This is a genomic window from Sporobacter termitidis DSM 10068, assembly GCF_900130065.1.
Classification (GTDB): Bacteria; Bacillota; Clostridia; order Oscillospirales; family Oscillospiraceae; genus Sporobacter; species Sporobacter termitidis.
The window spans coordinates 303383-324576 of sequence record NZ_FQXV01000001.1; the positions used below are offsets into that span (position 1 = coordinate 303383).

At 53.7% G+C, this 21194-nt stretch carries 18 protein-coding genes; 6 read left to right on the forward strand and 12 right to left on the reverse strand.

Annotated features, from left to right (window positions below):
- Window positions 1-102: 102 nt before the first annotated feature.
- From BUB60_RS01435 to BUB60_RS20025, 10 genes are all read right to left on the reverse strand, one after another.
- Complete coding sequence (locus BUB60_RS01435; protein WP_073075852.1) at window positions 103-435, reverse strand: hypothetical protein; 333 nt, start codon at window positions 433-435, stop codon at window positions 103-105.
- An 86-nt stretch (window positions 436-521) separates the two neighbouring features.
- A complete protein-coding gene (selB, locus tag BUB60_RS01440) occupies window positions 522-2420 on the reverse strand; it encodes a selenocysteine-specific translation elongation factor (RefSeq protein ID WP_073075853.1) in 1899 nt (632 codons plus the stop codon).
- Between the two features lie 301 nt (window positions 2421-2721).
- The gene (locus BUB60_RS01445; RefSeq protein WP_073075854.1) at window positions 2722-4086 is read right to left on the reverse strand and encodes a [FeFe] hydrogenase, group A; all 1365 of its coding nucleotides are present in this window, start codon (window positions 4084-4086) and stop codon (window positions 2722-2724) included.
- An 11-nt stretch (window positions 4087-4097) separates the two neighbouring features.
- Complete coding sequence (locus BUB60_RS01450; RefSeq protein WP_073075855.1) at window positions 4098-4655, reverse strand: 4Fe-4S dicluster domain-containing protein; 558 nt, start codon at window positions 4653-4655, stop codon at window positions 4098-4100.
- A 15-nt stretch (window positions 4656-4670) separates the two neighbouring features.
- Window positions 4671-5222, reverse strand: coding sequence for a 4Fe-4S dicluster domain-containing protein (locus tag BUB60_RS01455; protein ID WP_073075856.1), 552 nt, complete (start codon window positions 5220-5222; stop codon window positions 4671-4673).
- Window positions 5219-7408, reverse strand: a complete 2190-nt coding sequence (fdhF, locus tag BUB60_RS01460) for a formate dehydrogenase subunit alpha (protein ID WP_084726161.1) — start codon at window positions 7406-7408, stop codon at window positions 5219-5221. Before fdhF ends, BUB60_RS01455 begins: the two co-directional genes overlap by 4 nt.
- Before the next feature lie 78 nt (window positions 7409-7486).
- Window positions 7487-8326 carry a formate dehydrogenase accessory sulfurtransferase FdhD gene (gene fdhD / locus BUB60_RS01470; protein WP_073075859.1) on the reverse strand — a complete coding sequence of 280 codons (840 nt, stop codon included), beginning with the start codon at window positions 8324-8326 and terminating at the stop codon, window positions 7487-7489.
- A 405-nt stretch (window positions 8327-8731) separates the two neighbouring features.
- The gene (locus BUB60_RS01475) at window positions 8732-10210 is read right to left on the reverse strand and encodes a methyl-accepting chemotaxis protein (RefSeq protein ID WP_073075860.1); all 1479 of its coding nucleotides are present in this window, start codon (window positions 10208-10210) and stop codon (window positions 8732-8734) included.
- 334 nt (window positions 10211-10544) lie between these two features.
- Complete coding sequence (locus BUB60_RS01480) at window positions 10545-12221, reverse strand: DEAD/DEAH box helicase (RefSeq protein WP_084726162.1); 1677 nt, start codon at window positions 12219-12221, stop codon at window positions 10545-10547.
- Window positions 12222-12510: 289 nt separating this feature from the next.
- The gene (locus BUB60_RS20025) at window positions 12511-12672 is read right to left on the reverse strand and encodes a hypothetical protein (protein WP_159435321.1); all 162 of its coding nucleotides are present in this window, start codon (window positions 12670-12672) and stop codon (window positions 12511-12513) included.
- A gap of 157 nt (window positions 12673-12829) precedes the next feature.
- Between BUB60_RS20025 and BUB60_RS01485 the strand changes: the two genes are divergently transcribed.
- The 5 genes from BUB60_RS01485 (at window position 12830) to BUB60_RS01505 (ending at window position 19123) form a co-directional block, all read left to right on the forward strand.
- Window positions 12830-13675, forward strand: a complete 846-nt coding sequence (locus BUB60_RS01485; protein WP_073075862.1) for a CvfB family protein — start codon at window positions 12830-12832, stop codon at window positions 13673-13675.
- Window positions 13676-13723: 48 nt separating this feature from the next.
- Entirely contained in the window at window positions 13724-14887 is a 1164-nt protein-coding gene (locus BUB60_RS01490; protein ID WP_242941115.1) for a DEAD/DEAH box helicase, read from the forward strand.
- Complete coding sequence (locus tag BUB60_RS01495) at window positions 14884-15084, forward strand: YwbE family protein (protein ID WP_073075863.1); 201 nt, start codon at window positions 14884-14886, stop codon at window positions 15082-15084. Before BUB60_RS01490 ends, BUB60_RS01495 begins: the two co-directional genes overlap by 4 nt.
- Before the next feature lie 63 nt (window positions 15085-15147).
- Window positions 15148-17322 carry a DNA topoisomerase III gene (locus tag BUB60_RS01500; protein WP_073075864.1) on the forward strand — a complete coding sequence of 725 codons (2175 nt, stop codon included), beginning with the start codon at window positions 15148-15150 and terminating at the stop codon, window positions 17320-17322.
- A gap of 22 nt (window positions 17323-17344) precedes the next feature.
- Window positions 17345-19123, forward strand: a complete 1779-nt coding sequence (locus BUB60_RS01505; RefSeq protein WP_073075865.1) for an ABC-F family ATP-binding cassette domain-containing protein — start codon at window positions 17345-17347, stop codon at window positions 19121-19123.
- Here the strand turns inward: BUB60_RS01505 and yaaA are convergent.
- Window positions 19120-19908 (reverse strand): peroxide stress protein YaaA, encoded by a 789-nt coding sequence (yaaA, locus tag BUB60_RS01510; RefSeq protein WP_073075866.1) that lies wholly within the window; start codon window positions 19906-19908, stop codon window positions 19120-19122. The two genes, BUB60_RS01505 and yaaA, sit on opposite strands and share 4 nt — an antisense overlap.
- 240 nt (window positions 19909-20148) lie before the next feature.
- On the opposite strand from yaaA, the gene BUB60_RS01515 reads away from it, so the two are divergent.
- A complete protein-coding gene (locus tag BUB60_RS01515) occupies window positions 20149-20610 on the forward strand; it encodes a redoxin domain-containing protein (protein ID WP_073075867.1) in 462 nt (153 codons plus the stop codon).
- A 152-nt stretch (window positions 20611-20762) separates the two neighbouring features.
- On the opposite strand, the gene BUB60_RS01520 is transcribed toward BUB60_RS01515, so the two are convergent.
- Window positions 20763-21017, reverse strand: a complete 255-nt coding sequence (locus BUB60_RS01520) for a GlsB/YeaQ/YmgE family stress response membrane protein (protein WP_073075868.1) — start codon at window positions 21015-21017, stop codon at window positions 20763-20765.
- Window positions 21018-21194 lie beyond the last annotated feature (177 nt).

Genomic DNA, 21194 nt, shown 5'->3' on the forward strand with positions numbered 1-21194 from the left:
CCTGCTGCTTTTCCTGATCATTGCTTACGTATATAAATAATCATCTGCAGCAGCAAAAAGCAAGGGTACCTCTCAACGGCCCTTGCTTTTTGTCAGGTTCAGTTATCCTGCCCGCACCGGCTTTGACAGAGCGTATCTCGCATAGGCTTCACTGGATTGCAGGGGGGCTATTTCATAGCCTGCGGTATACAGCGCGTTTCTCAGTTCTTCGGAAGTGCATTGGATTTCAACGTGCCGGCTCCATAACAGGCTGTGCCCGATGTGGGTGCGGAAGTCCACAAGCGGATTCAGGCTGGCGTTATGATGCGTGGTTATCGGGCTGTAAACGGTTTTGGCGCCGTTATCATAGACAATAACTTCCCCGCACACCATCAGGTACAGGTCTGAATTCGGGCTTAAAATCCTGTCTAGAAATTCATCAAGTGAGATGGTCATGTCATTTCACCTCTCACTTGTCATTGTAAGAGGAACCCTGCGGCAAGTCTGTTGCATTTACAACAGCATAGATAAACTTTCCTTTTTTACCGCAGCAGTATCCTGCCCTCTCCGTCCTTTTTTGTGATGCCGCGCATGTCCAGATATTCCATCACGGCGAGGGCGACCTTCCGGGACGAGCCGAGCGCGTCGCGGAACGCGGCGAGCTCCACGGGGGACGCGGCTGCCGCCAGCTTACGGAAGCGTTGTTCCGCCTGAGCCAGATAGTCCCGGTGCATGTTGTATCGGGCGTCAAGCCGCACGATGAGGCCGACCCGCAGCAAAGAGCCCATGATCGCCTTGAATCGCGGATTTTCCTCAAACTGCGCGCTCACCGCCTCGTTGGCCGGGACGGCAAAGCCGGCGTCCAGATAAAGCGTTTCGAGCTGCTTTTTGAGCTTTTCGTCGTTTTCATCCTGCCGGCGCTGAAAGGTGGCGAGGGCAACCGTGGCATTTTCGATCCGGAGGACTTTTTTCTCCTCAAAATACTCCAACAGTCCTTCGGAGCGCTTGACGTTGTCTTCTCCGGCGAGCCGGGCGCGCAGCTCCTGACGGGACATGCCAGGCTCCAGCGGATTCTCCCGGTGAAAGCTCCGCAGGATGCCGGTCAGCCTGCTCTGCAGGACACGGATAAAATCCGCGTGCAGGCAGGCCCCGCCGTTCAGCAGCACGGCCTTGTTCTGGCCGATCAGGCGGTCCAGCGCCGTTTTCGCGCTCTGCCCGTCGAGGCCGGCCCTCAGGACAAGCTCGCCGAGCGTATAAAATAACGCGGAGTACTCCCGGACGGCCTGCTCCAAAAGCGCGGCTCTGCCGCCCGTCTCCTTAACGCGGAGCCCTTCCAGCACGGGCGGATGGTTGCGCCGCTTTTTAAGAGGGCAGGCGTCCAGGATGACGCCGCCGCCGATCGTCGTCAAAGGAGAGTAAAACCGAATGACGCACCGGTCCCACTTTTTCACGGAGGTCTCGTCGTCCAGGCGCAGCTGGGCGTAGCAGCTCTCGCCCGGCATCAGGATAGGGCGGTCCAAAAGCCGGACCTTTGCCACCGTTTCAAACGCGCCCTGATAAAAATGGACGCGGCTGTTGTTTGTCACCGGATATTTTGAGGACTTCAAAACCTGCAGCCGGACGTCGACAAGCCGGGTCGGCAGCAGGCTCCCGGCGACGGCGAGAATGTCGCCGCGGCGGATGTCCTCTTTTCTCATGTTGGAGATGTTGACCGCCACGCGCTGCCCGCTGAAGGCCTCCGCCGCTTTTTCAGAGTGAATCTGTATCCCGCGGATTTTCACGGGCGCGCCTTTGGGGTACAGGCAGTACTCGTGCTTTAAGTCGACGGTCCCCTCCGTGAGTGTTCCGGTCACAATCGTCCCGAAGCCCGTGATTGTAAAGACCCTGTCCACCGGCATTCGGCACGGCAGCGTGCGCCCCTTCCCCGCCGTCTTGTCCAGCTCGGACGTTAGCGTGCGCTTTAGCGCGTCGATGCCCTCGCCGGTGTAAGCGGACGTGCGGACGATCGGCGCGTTTTCCAAAAACGTGCCTTTGACCGTTTCCCTGATTTCCTCCTCCACGAGGCCCAGAAGCTCCGGCTCCACCAGGTCGGTTTTGGTGACGGCAATAACGCCTCTCGAAATATCCAGCAGCGACAGGATATCCAGATGCTCCCGGGTCTGGGGCATGACGCCGTCGTCGGCGGCCACCACCAAAAGGGCGAGATTGACGCCCCCGGCCCCCGCCAGCATGTTGTGGATGAATTTTTCATGGCCCGGGACGTCGACGATACCCACCTTACGGTTTTCTCCCAGATCCATGTAGGCAAAGCCCAGATCGATGGTAATGCCGCGCTTTTTTTCCTCCGCCAGCCTGTCGGCGTCGATGCCGGTCAGCGCTTTGATGAGGGCGGTTTTCCCGTGGTCGACGTGGCCCGCCGTGCCGATAATCATGTGGTTCATGCTGTCCCGTCTCCAATATTTCTGTCAGCCACGGGAGGCCTGACGGTTCATCCGGCAGGCCTCAGGCTGTCGATAAAGCCCTTTGGGCTTTATCCGACAAGGGGATGCATGCGGCGCGCTCAGCCGCGCGCTGCATGAGAAGAGTCACTTCGGAGGCGCATGTCCTCCTGCGTGACAAATCATGAATTTATTTGCCGCTCCGGCGGCAAACTCTGCGAGGCGTCCCCCTCTGTATGCAGCTTTTTCGACAAACTGAGGCCTGACGGTTCATCCGGCAGGCCTCCCTCATACGTTTACTGTTTTATTTGGTGCGGTATTTCGTATGCAGCAGCTTGTGGGAGAGCTTGCCGTTCCGCTCCTTAAGGAAATCGGCATAGAGCTTTTGAATGCTGGGATTCTCGTGGGACTTGCGTATCGGCAGCGCGCGGTCGTGCTCAAAGGTGCCCTCCCGGCGCTTTTTATACGCTTCCTTTTTGTCCGTTTCCATCAGGAACTTGGGCTGCCCACCGCCGGTCACGCAGCCCTCGGGGCAGGTCATGACCTCCAGGAAATCCAGCTTGAGCCTGCCGGCCTTGATATCCTCCAGAACGGGAATCACGTTTTTGAGGTACGTCACGACGCCGATCCTGAGCGTCATATCGCCGACCTTGATGTCGGACGTGTGGAAGCCCTCCGTGCCGCGCACGGCGGTGACCTCCACATTTGGAATAGGCTGGCCTGTCATCAGCTCGTAGCCGGTGCGGATCGCCGCCTCCATCACACCCCCGGTGACGCCGAAGATATGCCCCGCGCCGGTATAGTCGCCGGCGGGCGAATCAAAGGCCTCCTCCGGCAGCGCGTCAAAGTCGATGCCCATGTCCCTGATGAGCCAGGCCAGCTCGCGGGTCGTAAGAACGGCGTCCACGTCGCGGCAGCCGCTGGCGTTCATCTCCGGGCGGTTTGCCTCAAATTCCTTGCAGGTGCAGGGCATCACGGCGACGCTGAATATCTTTTCCGGCGCGACGTTGTCCAATTTCGCGCAATAGGTCTTGAATACCGCGCCGAGCATCTGCTGGGGGCTCTTGCAGCTGGACAGGTGCTTTGTCATCTCGGGATAACTCGTCTCGAGGAACTTGACCCACGCGGGACAGCAGGAGGTGAACATCGGCAGCACGCCGCCCTCCGTCACTCTTTTGATAAGCTCGGTGCCCTCCTCCATGATGGTGAGGTCGGCGGAAAAGTTCGTGTCATAGACCTTGTCGAAGCCGATCCGGCGCAACGCGGCGGCCAGCTTTCCGGCGGCGATCGTGCCGAAGGGATAGCCGAACTCCTCGGCCAGTCCCATGCGGACGGCCGGCGCGCTCTGCACCATCGTGAACTTGTCGGGATCGCTGAGCGCCGCCTTCACCTCGCTCAGGTGACAGACGTTATACGCCGCGAACAGGGGCTCCGTGACACTGTCGGGGATGCCCCGCTCTTCCCGGACACGTCTGTAGGCCTCCTCGCCGTGGATCGCCGGGGATATATAGGATTTGCACTTCTGCACGCACTGGCCGCACATAACGCATTTGTCCTTGTTGATCGTCTGCGGTTTGCCCTGCTCGCCCTCGATGGCCCAGGAGGGACATATCTCCGCACATTCCCTGCAGCCGGTGCAGAGGTTTTCGTCAATACAGATTACTTCCATGCCGGGCCTCCTTACAGCGTTTTCGTGATTGCAAGGGTTTCCGCGGCGCGGCGCATCTTTTCCTTGCGTTCTTCGACCGGGTCGACATACCGCAGCGCCTGGTGCGGGCACACCTCGACGCAGGCCGGCCCCGCTTCCCTGCCGGCGCACAGGTCGCATTTGAACGCGCCCTTTACCGCCTCGCCCGTCGTCTGACGCAGCACCTTGCCGCGGTCATAGACCTGGGCCAGCATGATGACGCCGAAGGGGCAGGCCATCATGCAGTCCTTGCAGCCCATGCATTTCTTCTCGTCGATGATGACCTGATTGTCGACGCGGGAAATGGCTTTTTTTGTGCAGGCGTTCAGGCAGGGGGCATCCTCACAGTGCTTGCATTGGACAGGGACGGAAAATGTTTCCCCCTTGACCAGGAAAAGCCGGGGCATGACCGGAACGGAGACCGTCCCGACGGTTCTGCCCACGCCGTTGCTCTTCTGGTTGTGGACGGTGAAGCACGCCAGCTCGCAGGCTTTGCAGCCGGTGCATTTATCGCTGTCGCCCACGACGAACGCGCCTAATTGTTTGGCCATATGTATACCTCCGATTTATTTAGCTTGCGCCGCGGCGCCCAGGCTGCCGTCAGCATTGGCTTTTGCCGCGGCGAGGCGCCGCTCCTGAGCCGTGTCGGCGATCTCTTCATAGCTGACAAGCTTGAGCGCCTCTGTGGGACACACGCGGATACAGGCCGGGCCGCCCGACTGCTCACGGCACAGGTCGCACTTGTTGGCCACATACCGCTCCTTGCCGTCCGGCTGGTACACGCCGGAGACGGGCGCCATGTCGATGGCGCCGACGGGACACGCCTCCATACAGGCCTTGCAGCCGATGCAGTTTTCCGTGTCGATAAAAACGGTGCCATCCTCCATATGAATGCATTTCTGAGGACAGGCCGCCATACAGGCGGGATTTTCACAATGCTTGCATTGTACCGGCACGCTGATGGCGCGGGTTTTGACCATATGGAGCTTCGGGTTAAAGGTATAGTCGTCGGGGTCGAGCTCGAAGATGTGCCGTCCCGTATGAGACACCACGCAGGCGACCATACAGGTGCGGCAGCCCATGCAGAGGTCGGGATTGCCTTTGACGAATGCGTTCATTGCACTGCCGCCTCCTCTCCGGAGACGTCGATGCCCATGCTCTCCCGCAGCCTGCGGTACTCGGTCACCACGTAATTTTCGGCCCACGCCTGATCCTCGATGCACTCGATGCGCACGGAGCAGTACTTATACTCCGGCGTGTTGCTGACGGGGTCGAGGTTCGGGTTCGTCAACATATTGCAGGCGCCGATCCACCACTGATATGTCATAAAAACGGCGCCCGGCGAGGTCCGGTCGGTGCAGCTCACGCGAGACAGGCACCAGCCCCGCCGGCTTTCCAGCCGGACAAGGTCGCCGTGCTCCAGGCCGTATTCCAGGCAGTCCTCGGGATTGATCTGGACCCAGCCTGGTTCGTCCTCAAGGCTTCTGAGCAGGCGGCAGTTGCCCGTCATGGTGCGGGCGGAGTAATGCCCCACCTCGCGGCCCGTGTTGAGGATGAGCGGATATTCCGTATCCGTCAGCTCCTGGGGCGGGCGCCAGTCGGTGGCGTAGAACCGGCCCTTGCCGTCCGGATTTGAAAACTTGCCCTTGTGCAGGTAAACGGTGCCTTTGTCGCTCATGTCCTCACTGCGGCAGGGCCACTGGACGCCGCCGGTCGCTTCCAGCTTTTCGTAGGTGGCGCCGGCAAAACTCGGGCACAGGCGCCGCATTTCATCCCAGATTTCCTGCGTATTGTTGTAATGCATAGGGTAGCCCATGGCGGTGGATATCTCGCTGATGATCTGCCAGTCGACCTTGACGCCCTCGGGCGGCTCGATCATCTTATGGAATCTCTGGAAGCCGCGGTCGCAGCAGGAGTACACGCCCTCGTGCTCACCCCAGGAGGTGGACGGCAGCACCACGTCGGCATACTGCCCGGCGCGGTTCATAAAGATGTCCTGCAATATAACGAGATCGCACTTTTCAAGCGCCTCCCGGACCTCGTTGATGTCCGGGTCTGTCTGCGCCGGGTCCTCGCCGAAGATATAGTAGGCGTGTATCTGCTTGGAGGGGTCCTCGGGCCGCAGCACCCTGCGCGGGACATGCGTCAGGGGCAGGCCGACCTTATTTGACAGCGGGACGCCCCAGGCCTTCTCAAACTTCTCCCGGACCGCATCGTCGGTAATGCTCTGATAGCCGGGGTAGTTGTTGGGCAGCGCGCCCATGTCGCAGGCGCCCTGCACGTTGTTCTGGCCGCGCACCGGGCCGATGCCCGTGGCCGGCTTGCCGAAGTTGCCGGTCATGAGAGCCATATCGGCCAGCGTCTTCACCACGTCCACAGCCTGCCCGAACTGGCACACGCCCATGCCGTACAGGATCATGGCCGGTTTCGTCGTGGCGTACAGGCGGGCAGCCTTCCTGATGTCCTCCGGGGATATCCGGCAGATGGGCGAAACGTCCTCCGGGGTGTATTTTTTGATGACCTCCACGAACTCGTCGAAGTCCGTCGTTTTCTCCCGGATGAATTTCTCATCCATGAGGCCTTCGGTGTAAATGACATTGCACAGCGCGTTGACGAGCGCCAGGTTGGTGCCGCCCTTAAGCTGCAGGTGTATGTCCGCGATGCGCGCCGATTCGATGACCCTCGGGTCGACGCAGATGATTTTCGCGCCCTTTTGCCTGGCGCGGATGATTCTCCTTTGGACTATGGGGTGCGAATCCGCTCCGTTGTAGCCAAAGTTGAGGATAAGTCCGGCGTCTTCAATCTCCTGAACCCCCATGGTCATGGCGCCGGAACCAAGTGAATACTGTAGACCCGCTACAGAAGGTGCGTGTCATATTCGGGCGCAGTGGTCGATATTATTCGTACCGACGCACGCGCGCATAAACTTCTGCATCACATAAGCGGCCTCGTTGCCCGGTCCGCGGGCGGAGGCCGTGCCCATGATGGCATCGGGGCCGTAGGTGTTTTTGATCTCCGTCAGTCTGCCGGCAACAAAATGGATGGCCTCGTCCCAGCCGACCTCCTCCAGCGGCGATTCCTTTCCGCCCTTGCGGATCATCGGGTGCCGAAGGCGCTTTGTCAGAATCTGCGGATCGTTGAGAAAGTCCCAGCCGTAGTGACCCTTCAGGCAAAGCGTGCCGTCGTTTGTCCGGCCTTTCGCGGGGACGGCGTCAACGATCTTATTGGCCGCCTCGTCGACTGAAAACATGATATGGCAGCCGGCGCCGCAATACGGACAAATGGATTCCACTTGCTTTGTCATAATGCCTGCTCCTCCTTGCTTCATGAAATAACCTTTCCTCCTGATGATTCATGACTTTTTATGGGGATATATGAACAATCAAACGGTGTTTATAAATTGACGGGCTGCGGGGCGCGGCGCCTCCGAAAGCCTGCCGGCGCCGCTGTAAACGTAACCGGTATCGCTCCTGGCGTACCCAAGCAGGGTGATGTTGTACTCATTGGCGAGCTTCACGGCCGCCGCCGACGGCGTGGACTTTGAAACGATGACCGGTATGCCGAGCCGGATCGCCTTTGTCATGATTTCCGAGGTCACCCTGCCGCTGATAAACACGATGCCCTCCTCGGCAAGCGCCAGCCTTCCCTCTTTCAGGAGCGTCCCTGCCACCTTGTCAAGGCAGTTGTGCCGGCCGATGTCCTCGGAGAAAACCGAATATCCGGGTGTGTAAAAAAGCAGACTGTGCACCCCGCCGACCAGCCTGAAAATATCGGACCGTCCGGCGAAGTCCCGCATCCGACGCATGATGTCCTCCAGTGAAAACCGGCCTGCCGAATCCACCTTTCTGAACTGGCTCCTCTTCAGCGGATTGATATAGGTAAAGCATTTGCCGCAGCCGGCCGTGATGCTCCTGAGGCTCTCCTGCCGCTTGACGGAAACGCCCTCCCGGAGCGTGACAAGGACCGCCATGGCCCTCTCGTTGTAGCAGACCTCCCCAACGTCCTCGCCGCTGCTGATCACGCCTTCGCTGTACAGAAAGCCGAGGGCCAGCTCCTCCTGCTGACGGTTGAGGCACAGCAGCGAGGCTGTTTCTATGCCGTTCACGTATATTTTCAGGGAGATTTCGGAAATAACCGGCTTGCAGACGTCCTCCAGGACATAGCCGCCGTCCCCCCTGCTGATTTTCAAAACGTCAAACTCTTCAAAAATCGCGTCTTCCATATTTTAAATCTCATTAAATATATTGGCTGAAGAAGCTGTTTAACCTCTTCAGCCGTGAGTCCTTAATTTACGTATCATCCGCGGGCACACCTGCGCGGCGCCGCCAGAGGCTGTTTACCATTTATTTTATTGCGAAATGAGCAAAACTTTGTCGTATATTTAACATACTTCTAAAAGTTATTTTTTATAATTCAAATTATATCATTGTAAAAATTGTTGTCAATTTCATATAAGTCAATATTTTGTGAGTATCAGTTGTTTTTATATAACAATTTAACTTTTCTGGACGCTTTCATATTTTGCGGGTTTTTGCGCAATGATTCTTCCTCGCCGCCAGCAATAACAAAAGAAGCCGACCGCTTTACAGCAGTCGGCTTCTTTCAGAACTTTTGAGTGGTTTTTTAATTAATATTTGCCAAAATCGTCATGACTTAAAGAAATGCTTAATTTTGCATCGGTCATAAATTTCTGCTCTTTAGCTGCCGGTGATTCTTTGTTTATTGAAGCATTATTTTGCTTTACTTTAAACGTATCAATCATTTCTTTCAGCTGTTCGGCCTGGCTGGATAATTCTTCGCTGGCTGCGGCGCCTTCCTCAGACGTCGCCGCCGTGTTCTGCACGACCTGCGACACTTGGGCGATCCCCTGATTAATCTGCTCAATAGCAGAAGTCTGCGCATTGGACGCGATGGCTATGGACGCCACGAGATCGGCAGCGTTTGTAACCTCGTCTACGATTCTGTTGAGCGCAAGGGCCGTTTCATTGGCAATTCGCGTGCCGGCTTCAACCTTCCGGACGGAGCCTTCTATCAGCTCCGTTGTTTCCTTCGCAGCCTGCGCAGACCGCGCCGCCAGATTTCTGACCTCCTCGGCCACGACGGCAAACCCCTTGCCGTGCTGTCCGGCTCTTGCCGCCTCTACCGCGGCGTTCAACGCCAAAATATTCGTTTGGAAGGCGATATCGTCTATCACCTTTATAATTTTGCCGATGCTGCTCGACGCCGAATTGATTTGATCCATCGCATCGAGCATTTCTCTCATTTGCCTATTGCCTGTCTCCGCGTCTGATTTTGCGCTTTGAGCAAGCTCGTTGGCTTTTTGAGAGTTATCTGCATTTTGTGCGGTCTGGGCCGCCACCTCTTCCAGCGCCGCCGTCAGTTCTTCAACAGAGCTGCTCTGCTCTGTTGCCCCCTGCGACAGAACAACACTGGAATCAGATACAAGATTTGCCCCGGATGCAACCTGATCGGCCGCCAATAAAATGCTGAATACTAAATTATGATATTTGTTAACCAATTCAGATAAGGCTTTTCCCATCGTATCATTTTCGGACCTGACATTTACTTTGGTAGTCAAATCCCCGCCGGCGATCCTTTGTGTCGCGGCAGCCTGTTCATATGTACTTTCTATAACCGTGTTCAGCGAGCTTGCCAAGACGCCGATCTCGTCTTTTCTGGACATGATTTCTCTGTCTTTCTGAGTTATTATCTTCTCAACCTCAAGATCGCCAACAGCAAGCATTTTTGTAAATTCGGCAAATAATTTCATCGGGCGTCCAATAAGCCGGCTTATATGGACTCCCAGCACAACGGAAATAACGATTGATATAACGACAATCCCAATCATCGCATAAATAACTGTCGTAGATTTGTCGCTGTCATTATTCACTTTTTCCGTCGTCACTGTTGCGGAGGTCGTACTGTCGCTGCCCGCATCCGCCGCAGCCGCCGTTTGGTAATTGTCGTACAGATACTGTTCATGCTCAGCTAAAATCGATAGATTTACAACACCAATAACACCGATGATTAAAACCAGCAAGGTCGTGATAAGGAAACTGATCAGGAGCTTATTTGAGATTTTGAGATTACCGAACCACTTTTTCATAAATCCAGGTACCTTTCTCTTTATGAGCTTTCGCTCTTTTTCACTCGCAATAAAGAATTCTCATTTTATTATCACTTAAAATATATCGGCAGGAATAGCACATGATTTACCTTTTTTCAGTTTTATTAATAGCTAAAAAACTCTTTTCTTCTTCAATAAAATTCATCAATATTTATTAAACTTTATTAAATAATGCAGCAATAACCTCGGCAAGGCGCAATAAGCTGCACAAATAACAAGTATAAATGACAGCGGACAGGTTTTGCAGCTTTCCAGCAGAAAAAGCAGCGGATTTTCGGGTCGAAAATCCGCTGCTTTTTCTGCCGTTTTTGAGTCAGCCCCTTTTTGCACTCTTGGGCGGCTTTGGACCGGTCTTTTTGCCGGGGCCTGCCAGTCTTTCCGTCTTGACAGGTTTCCCGCACATTTTGCAGCCTGCCATTGCGTTAACAATTTCATCACCCCGGCCCGCCGGGATTTCAACCACGGTCTGCTCGGGAAAAACTTCGACTTTGCCGATATCGCTGACTAAAAGCGCCGTACGGTCGACAATTGCGCCGATGATATGATTTACCGCAGCGTGATGACTTGAACCGATATCGATCAGGATAGTCTCATAGGCGGCCAGTTTCCGTTTCGGCTTACCGGCAGTCTTCTCAACACTGGAGGATGATTCTTTATCCATTTTATCAGCGTGCGGTATGGCGGCGGACGCCATATCGCGCTCGAAATAGTGCTGCATTGCTGCCGCCGCAATCTGCTGATAGCTGAAGCCGCGCGCACTGAGCTGCTCCGTAAGCTCTGAAAAGAAAGGCTTTACCTCGATTTGCAGCGCTTCTTCCATTGCGGAAATTATCTTGGCGCCGCTCACCTTTTTAATTTCGTCTGTCGTTGGCAGATCAAGCCGCGTTATCTTCGACTTTACTTCACGCGCTATATTCCGCATCGAAAAAACCTCGCGATTGCCGCTGCAAAGCGTGATGGATCGGCCGGATTTGCCGGCACGCCCTGTGCGGCCGATGCGGTGCACATAATATTCGGAATTGGCGGGAATGTCAAAGTTGATCACCAAATCCACATCGCTGACATCGATGCCGCGGGCGGCAATATCCGTGGCGATCAGGATGGAGGTTCTGCCCTGCTTAAAGCCCTGCATGACAGAAGTCCGCTGAGACTGCTTGATATCGCTGTGGATGCTCTCGACGCTGAAATTCCTGAAGGCCAACAGCTCGGCCAGCTCATCCACCATTTTCTTCGTATTGCAGAATATAATCGCTTTACCCGGCGCATGAAAATCCAGGAGGGCGACAAGCGCGTCTTTCTTCCTGTTATGCGGCACATCCAAATAATTCTGCTCGATCTCGGCAAGCGTCACCTGATCCTTATTGATCTCGATCATCTGCGGGTCCTTTTGGAACTCATGGGTGAGCTTTAAAATCGCGGGCGGCATCGTTGCGGAGAAAAGAACGGTCTGCCGGCTTTCCGGGGTATCCCTTAAAATCGTTTCGATGTCCTCTTTGAAGCCCATGTTCAGCATCTCGTCGGCCTCGTCGAGAATGACCATCTTCAGGTTGTTCAGCTTCAGGGTTTTGCGGCGCATATGATCCATGACACGTCCCGGCGTACCGACGACGATATTGGCCCGGCGCAGACGGATGCACTGCTTGTCGATCGCGGCGCCGCCGTATATCTCAACAGGACGGATGCCGGTTTTAAACCGCGCCACCTTGCGGATTTCATCTGCGGCCTGCATCGCCAGCTCCCGTGTCGGGCAGAGAATGAGCACCTGAATGGTCGCCTTCTCCTCGTGATTGTCGACTTTTTCAATCGCCGGGATTGCAAAGGCAACCGTTTTGCCCGTACCCGTCTGTGAGCGGGCAATAACGTCGACACCCGTTCTGATGAGCGGTATGGCTTCGGACTGGATGGGTGTGGCAAAGTCGAAGCCCATCTCTCCAATGGCTCTTTCGATTTTGGGGGTAAGACTCAGCTGGGAAAATGGAATTTGTGTCATGGATTTCCTCAATTCTAAAAATAAAAAACGAGACAGAATGCCTCGTTTCGTTTAACGATTAATTTGTACCACGATTTAATAGTATAGCGATGAACCGGCATTTTGTCAATGATTTCGAATTATATGCCTATCATCTCTGAAATTTAAAATAATAACCACCGAGGATGAATTATTGTAAAACAATTGATCTTGCGGCATAATGCCTGTAATATGATACAGGGCGACGGAAACGGGTGGCAATCGAAAGCCTTTGAGGACGGAAAAATGTCTCAAAGGCTCTATCAGCCTATTACTCTTGCTTCAGATCATAAATTCTTTCTTTAATGAGCTGGTAGCCTTCCTTCCATTTTTTCGCCGCATATGTATCGCCCTTGGCGAGAGCCCTCGCATATCCGTCCTTATATGCATTGGACTTGCTGATAAGAAGTCTGATTATACGTTCATTCGACATTCAATGCTCCTCCTTAAGTTAACATAATTATTATAGCACAAGATGTTCGATTTTGCAAAAAAAGAAATGATCGCAGAAAAAACAAGGGTATTTCAGCCTTTTTAATCAAAAGAAGTAACGAATTTACCCGTATCAAATAAATTCACCGAGGCAACGTATGATAGAATTAGGTAAATTTCAAAAATTGAATGTCCAGCGGCTGACGCAATTCGGCGCATACCTGAACATGAAGGATGAAAGTGACAGCGATGAGATACTGCTGCCTCAAAATCAAGTGACGCGGGAGGTGCAGATCGGTGATGAAATAACTGTCTTTGTCTACAAAGACTCCGAGGACAGAATCATCGCCACGGTCAAAGAACCTAAGCTGTCTCTTGGCGAGTTGGCCGTTTTGAAGGTGGTTGACATCTCAAAAATCGGCGCCTTTTTAGATTGGGGACTGGAAAAAGATCTTTTTCTGCCCTTTAAAGAACAGGTAGGGACAATAAAAAAAGACGGCGAATATCTGGTAGCGCTGTATGTCGACAACAGCCAAAGGCTTTGCGCCACGATGAAGGTCTATAATCAGCTGAGCGCGATGTCTCCGTATAAGCAAAAGGATCGTGTACAGGGGATCGTCTACGGCATTAGCGACGAATGGGGTTGTTTCGTGGCTGTGGACAATAAGTATCACGGACTCATCCCTAATAAAGAGCTCTATGGGAAGCTTCAGATCGGCGACAAAATTGAGGCGAGAATCATCAAGGTGCGGCAGGACGGGAAGCTGGAGCTCAGCCTGCGGGAGCCCGCCTATAAAGAAATTGAGGGCGACGCGCGCAAAATATTCGAGAAATTGAAAGCCAAGGGGTTCCTGCCGCTTAATGACAGCAGTTCCCCCGAGAGAATCCAGTCCGAGCTGAACATGAGCAAAGGGGCCTTTAAGCGGGCGGTCGGGCGGCTTTTAAAGGAAGGCGCCATAAAAATCACCGGCGAGGGCATCGAGCCGGCGTGGAAATCAAAATAAATTCGCGTCATGATAAGCCATATAAAGTCGAAAGGATCACTTATCACCATGGATTTTGAAGCGTTGGGGCTTAGTAAAGATATTATCGCCGGACTTGCACTGCAGGGAATTGACACACCGACGGCTGTACAGGAGCTGGCAATTCCTGAAATTATTGAAAACAAGAATATTGTCATTCAATCGGAAACGGGCTCGGGAAAAACCTTGGCGTATCTGCTGCCCCTTTACGCGCGGCAAAAAACCATTGAGCCGGTGATGCAGGTTATCGTTGTCGTACCGACGCATGAGCTTGCCATGCAGGTTCATCATCAGGTCCAGACACTTTCAAAGAATTCCGGAATGCCGGTCAAATCAACGGTGATCTTCGGGGACGTCAACATCCGGTCTCAGATTGAAAAACTAAAAGAGAAGCCCCAGATCATCATCGGCACCGCCGGCAGATTGATTGAGCTGATACAATTAAGGAAGATTACCGCCCACACCATCGCAACCGTTGTGGTCGATGAAGCGGACCGAATGCTCGACATTAACAATATCGAGCGGGTCAAAACGATTTTGAAGGCCGTGATGCGCGATACTCAAATCATCATGGTCTCCGCCAGCATCCCTGACAAAACGCTGAAGCTGGCTGAGGAAATTGCCAAAAGCCCGGAAATCGTCAGGACGGGCAGAAAACTCGAGATACCGGAGAACATACGGCACCAATATATCGTCGTCGAGGCGCGGGACAAAGTCGATACGCTGCGCAAGCTTATGAATATCCTGGGCCCAAAGCGTGCCCTGGCGTTTATCAACAGCACCCTCGACATCGATATTGCCACCGAAAAATTGAAGTATCACAAAATGAACGCGGCGAGCCTTCAGGGGCGAAGCTCAAAAGAGGATCGGCAGAGGGCGCTCGCCGGCATTGCCAGCGGCAAGCTGCGGCTGCTCGTCGCCACAGATATCGCGGCACGCGGTTTGCATATCGACGACGTGGAGATTGTCTTCAGCGTCAGCATGCCGGAGGACCCGCTGGATTACCTGCACCGCGCCGGAAGAACAGGCCGGGGCGGCGCCCCGGGGCTTTCAATCTCCATCGTGACGAAACAGGAAGTGCCGCTTATTACAAAATATCAAAACGCCTTTCACATCAGCATGACGAAAATACAGATGCATGAAGGGAAAATCGTTGAGAGCCGCGGCCGGACAGATAAGGAGCAATCGTGTTGAACGGACAAAGAAGGGCAGACATCAAAATCGGCGCGCTCGTGGACATCGTGCTGAAGAAGGATCAGGCCACGGGCGCCCTGACGCGGGGGCATGTCAAACGCATTCTGACAAACAGCCCAAACCATCCCCACGGCATCAAGGTAATGCTGGAAGAGGGCGATATGGTCGGCAGAGTCAAAGAAATATTGGACAGTTGACAGGGTTCTGTTTCGACATAAATTCGCGACGCATCACGACATGAATTGGAGATAGACAAGCCTATGGCTAAAACATTGGTACTTACAGAAAAGCCGTCCGTCGGGCGTGATATTGCCAGGGTGCTCGGCTGCAATCAGAAGGGCGACGGCTGCCTGCTCGGCGACAGATATATCGTCACCTGGGCGCTGGGGCATCTGGTGACCCTGGCCGACCCCGAGGCTTACAACGAAAAATATAAATCCTGGAATATGGACGATCTCCCGATGCTGCCTGATAAAATGAAGCTTGTCGTGATGAACGAGACGGCCAGGCAGTTCAAGGCGGTGCAGGCTCTCATGAAAAGAGGCGACATCGCGGAGCTTGTCATCGCCACCGACTCCGGGCGGGAGGGCGAGCTCGTCGCGCGCTGGATCATGCAAAAGGCGGGCTGGAACAAACCGGCGAAGCGCCTGTGGATTTCGTCGCAGACAGACAGGGCGATCAAAGAGGGCTTTTCGACCCTCCGGCCTGCCGCCGAATATGATAATCTCTATAAAAGCGCCCAGGCGCGAGCGGAAGCGGACTGGCTTGTGGGCCTCAACGTCACCCGCGCGCTGACCTGCAAATTTAACGCGTCGCTGTCCGCCGGCCGCGTTCAGACGCCGACGCTGGCGCTGCTTGTTGAACGCGAGCAGGAAATCAAAAACTTCGAGCCCCGTGACTATTGGACGGTGCAGCTTGCCGCCGGCGGCTTTACGGCCACCTGGCGCGACGCAAAGGGGCAATCGATGATCTTCGACCGGGCGAAGGCGGAAGCGATTGTTGCCGCCGTCTCCGGCGGCGAGGGTGTTTTGTCGGCGGTAACGCGGGAATATAAGCATCAGGCGCCGCCCGCCGCCTATGATTTAACGGAGCTGCAGCGCGACGCCAACAAAAAATACGCTTACACCGCAAAGCAGACACTCTCCTATATGCAGAGCCTCTATGAAACACATAAGGCGCTGACCTATCCCCGGACGGACTCGCGCTACATCACCGACGACGTGGCCGCAACCCTTTTGGAAAGGCTCAAAAGCGTTGCCATCGGGGACTATAAGGAGCTCGCCCAGGAGCTTATACGAAAACGCCCGCTCTCGACCAGGTACATCGTCAACAACGCCAAGGTCACGGACCATCACGCGATCATCCCCACCGACGAGCAGATCGACCTGTTCCGTCTTTCGCCGGAGGAGCGCAACATTTTCGACCTTGTCGTCCGCCGGTTTATTGCCGTGCTTTCGCCCGCGTTTGAATACGAGGAGACAAAAATAAAGCTCACCGCCGGTAAGCAGGATTTTTACGCAAAGGGTAAAATCGTTAAAACGGCCGGATGGAAAGCGGCCTACGGCAATCTTTTGGCCTCGGACGACGAAGACGGCGAGGAGGAGCGTGATCAGTCCCTGCCGCCGGTGCGGCAGGGCGACCGCGTAAAAATCACAGCGGCAAAGCTGATCGCCGGAAAGACGAAGCCACCCGCCCGCTACAACGAGGCGACCCTTCTCACCGCCATGGAAAATCCGGCGCGCCATATGGAAAACAAAGAGCTGCGCGAGGTGCTCGAAACGACAAGCGGGCTCGGTACGCCCGCCACACGCGCCGAAATTATCGAAAAGCTCTTCTCGAGCTTTTACGCCGAGCGGCGGGGCAAGGAAATCGTCCCGACCTCAAAGGGCATACAGCTCGTGGGCATTGTCCCCGGGGAGCTGCGCTCGGCCGAGCTGACGGCAAAATGGGAGCAACGGCTTTCCCTGATCAGCAAAGGCAAGGCCCGGGATCAGGACTTCATTGCGGACATGCGCGGTTATGCCGCTAAACTCGTGACGACCGTCAAGGCCAGCGACTTAAAATTTGTTCACGACAATGTCACTCGTGAAAAATGCCCCGATTGCGGCAAATTCCTGCTGGACGTCAAGGGCAAAAAGGGAAAAATGCTCGTCTGCCCGGACCGGGAATGCGGCTATCGCAAAAGCGTCGTCATCGAGACAAACGCCCGCTGCCCGAACTGTCACAAGAAACTTGAGATGCGCGGCGAGGGTGAAAACAGGATGTTCACCTGTATCTGCGGCCACAGGGAAAAGCTCAGCGACTTCGAAAAGCGCAAAGCCGCGGCGGGCGCCAATAAAGCCGAGGTCAGAAAGTTTATGAACAATCAGCAGGATATCGAACCGGCAAATTCCGCGCTTGCCGAACAACTGGCAAAGTGGAAAGAAAATCAGTAAATTTGACGAGGTTAAAGCGTTTATGCTTCTGCAAGCCGAAAAAATCAGAAAAAGTTACAGTGAAAACGTCCTGCTGAGGGATATCGACCTTTATATCGACAAGGGCGATAAAATCGGCGTCATCGGTGTGAATGGGACGGGCAAATCGACATTTCTCAAAATCCTCGCCCAGGCTGAAGAACCAGACGATGGAATTGTTTCGAAATACACCGGTGTCCGCGTCCAGTATCTGCCCCAGAATCCCGAATGGGATGAAGCGCTGACGGTTCTGGAGCATGTGTTTGCGGATGCGCCGGAGCTTGAAGAGGATCATGAATTTGAAGCAAAGAGAATATTGTCGAAGCTCGGCATTGCCGATTTCGATAAACCGGTCCGCAGCCTGTCCGGCGGGCAGAGAAAACGTGTGGCGATCGCCAGCGCCCTCATCCATCCCTGCGATGTGCTGATTCTGGACGAACCCACAAACCATCTTGACACGGACATGATTCAGTGGCTTGAAAACTATCTGATCAAATTCACCGGGGCGATCGTCATGGTCACCCATGACCGCTATTTTTTGGACCGGGTCACAAACAGAATCGTTGAAATAGATCACGGGCAGCTGTACAGCTATCAGGCGAATTTCTCAAAGTATCTCGAGCTCAAGGCGCAGCGCGAGGAGATGGCGCTCAGCTCTGAACGCAAACGGCAGAGCATTTTACGCAAAGAGCTCGAGTGGATACAGCGCGGGCCTCGCGCCAGGGGGACAAAGAGCAAGGATCGCATTGCCCGCTATGAGGCGCTCAGCGAAAAAAGCGGGCCCGAGGAACAGACAAAGCTGGCGCTGAGCTCGCTCTCCTCCAGACTCGGCAAAAAAACGGTTGAGATCAGCGACCTCTCCATGGGCTTTGACGGCAAGCCGCTGTTCAGCCACTTCGACCATGTCCTCCTGCGGGACGACAGAATAGGAATTATCGGCAAAAACGGCTGCGGCAAATCCACCTTTCTGAATATCATCGCCGGCAGGCTGACGCCGGACAGCGGCGCCGTCGTGCTTGGCGATACGGTAAAGCTGGGTTACTTTTCTCAGGGCTCGGAGGAAATGGACCTCAATATGCGGGTGATCGACTACATCAAGGAGATCGCCGGAACGGTCGAAACGGCCGACGGCACGCTTACCGCCTCGCAGATGCTCGAAAAGTACTTATTCCCGCCCGACCTGCAGTGGAACACGATCGGCAGGCTCTCCGGCGGCGAGCGGCGGCGCCTTTATCTCTTAGGCATCCTCATGCAGGCGCCGAATGTTCTGCTGCTCGACGAGCCGACGAACGATCTGGACATCCAGACACTGGCCGTCCTCGAAGATTATCTGGAAGCCTTTAACGGCGCCGTTATCGCCGTATCGCATGACCGGTATTTTCTGGACAAGGTCGCCGACACGCTGTTTGATTTCCGCGGCGACGGCACAATCAAAAAATATCTCGGCGCCTACTCAGACTATATGGAAACGAACGCCCCGGAGCAGGCGCCAAAAGAAGTATCCAAGCCGACCGCGCCCGTCAGGACCCCCGGCAGCAAAAAGCTCAAGTTCTCATTTAACGAACAGCGTGAGTTTGAGACCATCGACAGTGAGATCGCCGGCCTGGAAAATGACATTGCCGGCATAGCCGCGCAAATGGAGCTTGCTTCCAGTGATTATGTGAAGCTGCAGGAGCTCATGGCGCAAAAGGATCTTCTGGACAAAACTCTGGAGGACAAGCTGGACCGTTGGGTTTATCTCAATGATCTGGCTGAAAAAATCGCGGAAAGCGAAAAAGTCTAACAGGCTGTCGATAAAGGGCTGCATGCAGTTCGCTCAGCCGCTCCCCCTTTTATAAATGCGAAATTATCGTCATTGGAAAGCTCTCTGCGGTAGGCATACCCCAAACGGCCGAAGCCTTTGATTTCCTCGGGGTCTGTTATATGCCGCTCGGCCAAAAAGCGTACCATCTCGCCGCGGGCCATCTTGCACATGGTACCCTTTTGGATGATCCTGCTTTCCTTCAACTCTCCGAAGGTACAGGTGAGAAAGCGGACAGCTGCCGGCAAATGCGCCGAAACAGCCTTGCTGTACTCTTCCGATGCCAGATTTAAAATGAAATCCGTCTCGGTACAGAGCTGCCGCGCCAGCTTGTCTCCCCAGAAAGCATAAAGGTCTCCCCAACCATCCACAGACAGCTTTGCCTGCATCTCCAGACGATAGGGCGTCACCCCGTCGAAGGGGCGCAGCAGGCCGTAAAACCCAGAGAGAATGCGCAAATATTCGCTGATATACTGAAATTGCCTGTCCTCAAACACACCGGGAGCCATATATTGATACTGGATCCCCTCGTAGGCCAGAATAGCGGGAGTCAGATTGCGGCGCAAATCCATCGTCCGCACACGCCCGTCATTGAGGGCGGCGATGGCATCGTTGCAGCGCCACAGTGACTTCAACCCGGCATAGTCCATGCTTTGCAGCGCGCGCAAAAGCTTTTCCGCCTCGCCTAAAAACTGCGGCAGGCTCTCATAGGGCAGACTGTCGGTGTCTGTATTCATTTTTTTGGCGGGAGAAATGATGATTCTCAAGGGATCACCGTCCTTTTTATATCTGTCATCAGTTTAGCGGGCCTTCCGCATATTCCCATAGTACGTATCTAAACTCGCTTGTAAGCTGCGCTATCATCATTCCGGTGTTATCATGTTGAGCTGTATCATCATTATTTATTTTATATAGGTCTTGTGTTACAATAACAACATTGCTAATTTGGCTTTTTCGTGCAATGATATTATAAAAGATATTTACAGTATAATCGAGGGGGGAAACTTATGAAACCGATTGAAATTGGCTCTTTGGCACCTGACTTTACTTTGGATGATATTCTGGAGCAAGGTATACATCTGGCAGACTATAGGGGTAAAAAAGTGCTGCTATCCTGGCATCCCGCCGCTTGGACCGGCGTATGCACCGATCAGATGCGTTCTCTTGAAGTCAATTATGAGAAATTCCAGACGCTGAATACCGTGCCTTTCGGTTTGAGCTGTGATCCGAGTGCATGTAAAAAAGCATGGGCCGCCGTACTGAGCATAGGTGATGTGGCTCTTCTGAGCGATTTTTGGCCTCACGGCAAGGTTGCCCGGAATTATGGCATTTTTATCGATGAATTTGGAATGTCGCAGAGAGCTAACATTATTATAGATGAAGCCGGCATTGTCAAGTGGGTCAAGATATACGGGCTGTCCGAAATGCCGGATATTGACGAGGTGCTGCAGGTTTTAGCAACATTATAGCCAAAATATTCGCGCCCTGAAGCGCATGATCCTCGAAATCCAACTAGGCCAAAAATAAACTGCGAATGTCACTTATTTAAGTAACATTCGCAGTTTTCGTATTATGTAAGCTTAAATCAGTTTTCGTATTTAAGCGTAATACCATTAAACTTTTACCTTTTACCTGACAACAGATTAATTATGGCAAGCAATATTGTCGCGCCAATAACGGCTACAATCAGACTCCATAAATTAAATCCGGTTATGCCTTGTCCACCCAATAAATTGACAACAAAACCGCCGATAAATGCACCTATAATGCCAACCACAATATTTGCAAATGCACCCATCTTAGCATTATTTCTGGTCAGAATGCTTGCTATCCATCCGGCGAGTGCCCCAAGAATAATCCATCCAATTATGCCCATATAACATTTCAATCCTTTCTTTATTGATTAACCCAGCTTATAACTCTATGTAATAATTACCACTTCTCAATCCTGATGTATCAAAAGACACGGAAAGAAAAGATAGATATTTTATTATATCTCTCGAAGGCATATTGTGTCAATAAATTAGTTTGTTTAGACATACTGCTAAAATCC

Excerpts from the sequence above, each read along its gene's own strand:
- BUB60_RS01435 (WP_073075852.1), bottom strand. The coding sequence starts at position 435 with ATGACCATCTCACTTGATGAATTTCTAGACAGGATTTTAAGCCCGAAT.
- selB (WP_073075853.1), bottom strand. The coding sequence starts at position 2,420 with ATGAACCACATGATTATCGGCACGGCGGGCCACGTCGACCACGGGAAA.
- BUB60_RS01445 (WP_073075854.1), bottom strand. The coding sequence starts at position 4,086 with ATGGAAGTAATCTGTATTGACGAAAACCTCTGCACCGGCTGCAGGGAA.
- BUB60_RS01450 (WP_073075855.1), bottom strand. The coding sequence starts at position 4,655 with ATGGCCAAACAATTAGGCGCGTTCGTCGTGGGCGACAGCGATAAATGC.
- BUB60_RS01455 (WP_073075856.1), bottom strand. The coding sequence starts at position 5,222 with ATGAACGCATTCGTCAAAGGCAATCCCGACCTCTGCATGGGCTGCCGC.
- fdhD (WP_073075859.1), bottom strand. The coding sequence starts at position 8,326 with ATGGAAGACGCGATTTTTGAAGAGTTTGACGTTTTGAAAATCAGCAGG.
- BUB60_RS01475 (WP_073075860.1), bottom strand. The coding sequence starts at position 10,210 with ATGAAAAAGTGGTTCGGTAATCTCAAAATCTCAAATAAGCTCCTGATC.
- BUB60_RS01480 (WP_084726162.1), bottom strand. The coding sequence starts at position 12,221 with ATGACACAAATTCCATTTTCCCAGCTGAGTCTTACCCCCAAAATCGAA.
- BUB60_RS20025 (WP_159435321.1), bottom strand. The coding sequence starts at position 12,672 with ATGTCGAATGAACGTATAATCAGACTTCTTATCAGCAAGTCCAATGCA.
- BUB60_RS01485 (WP_073075862.1), top strand. The coding sequence starts at position 12,830 with ATGATAGAATTAGGTAAATTTCAAAAATTGAATGTCCAGCGGCTGACG.
- BUB60_RS01490 (WP_242941115.1), top strand. The coding sequence starts at position 13,724 with ATGGATTTTGAAGCGTTGGGGCTTAGTAAAGATATTATCGCCGGACTT.
- BUB60_RS01500 (WP_073075864.1), top strand. The coding sequence starts at position 15,148 with ATGGCTAAAACATTGGTACTTACAGAAAAGCCGTCCGTCGGGCGTGAT.
- BUB60_RS01505 (WP_073075865.1), top strand. The coding sequence starts at position 17,345 with ATGCTTCTGCAAGCCGAAAAAATCAGAAAAAGTTACAGTGAAAACGTC.
- BUB60_RS01515 (WP_073075867.1), top strand. The coding sequence starts at position 20,149 with ATGAAACCGATTGAAATTGGCTCTTTGGCACCTGACTTTACTTTGGAT.
- BUB60_RS01520 (WP_073075868.1), bottom strand. The coding sequence starts at position 21,017 with ATGGGCATAATTGGATGGATTATTCTTGGGGCACTCGCCGGATGGATA.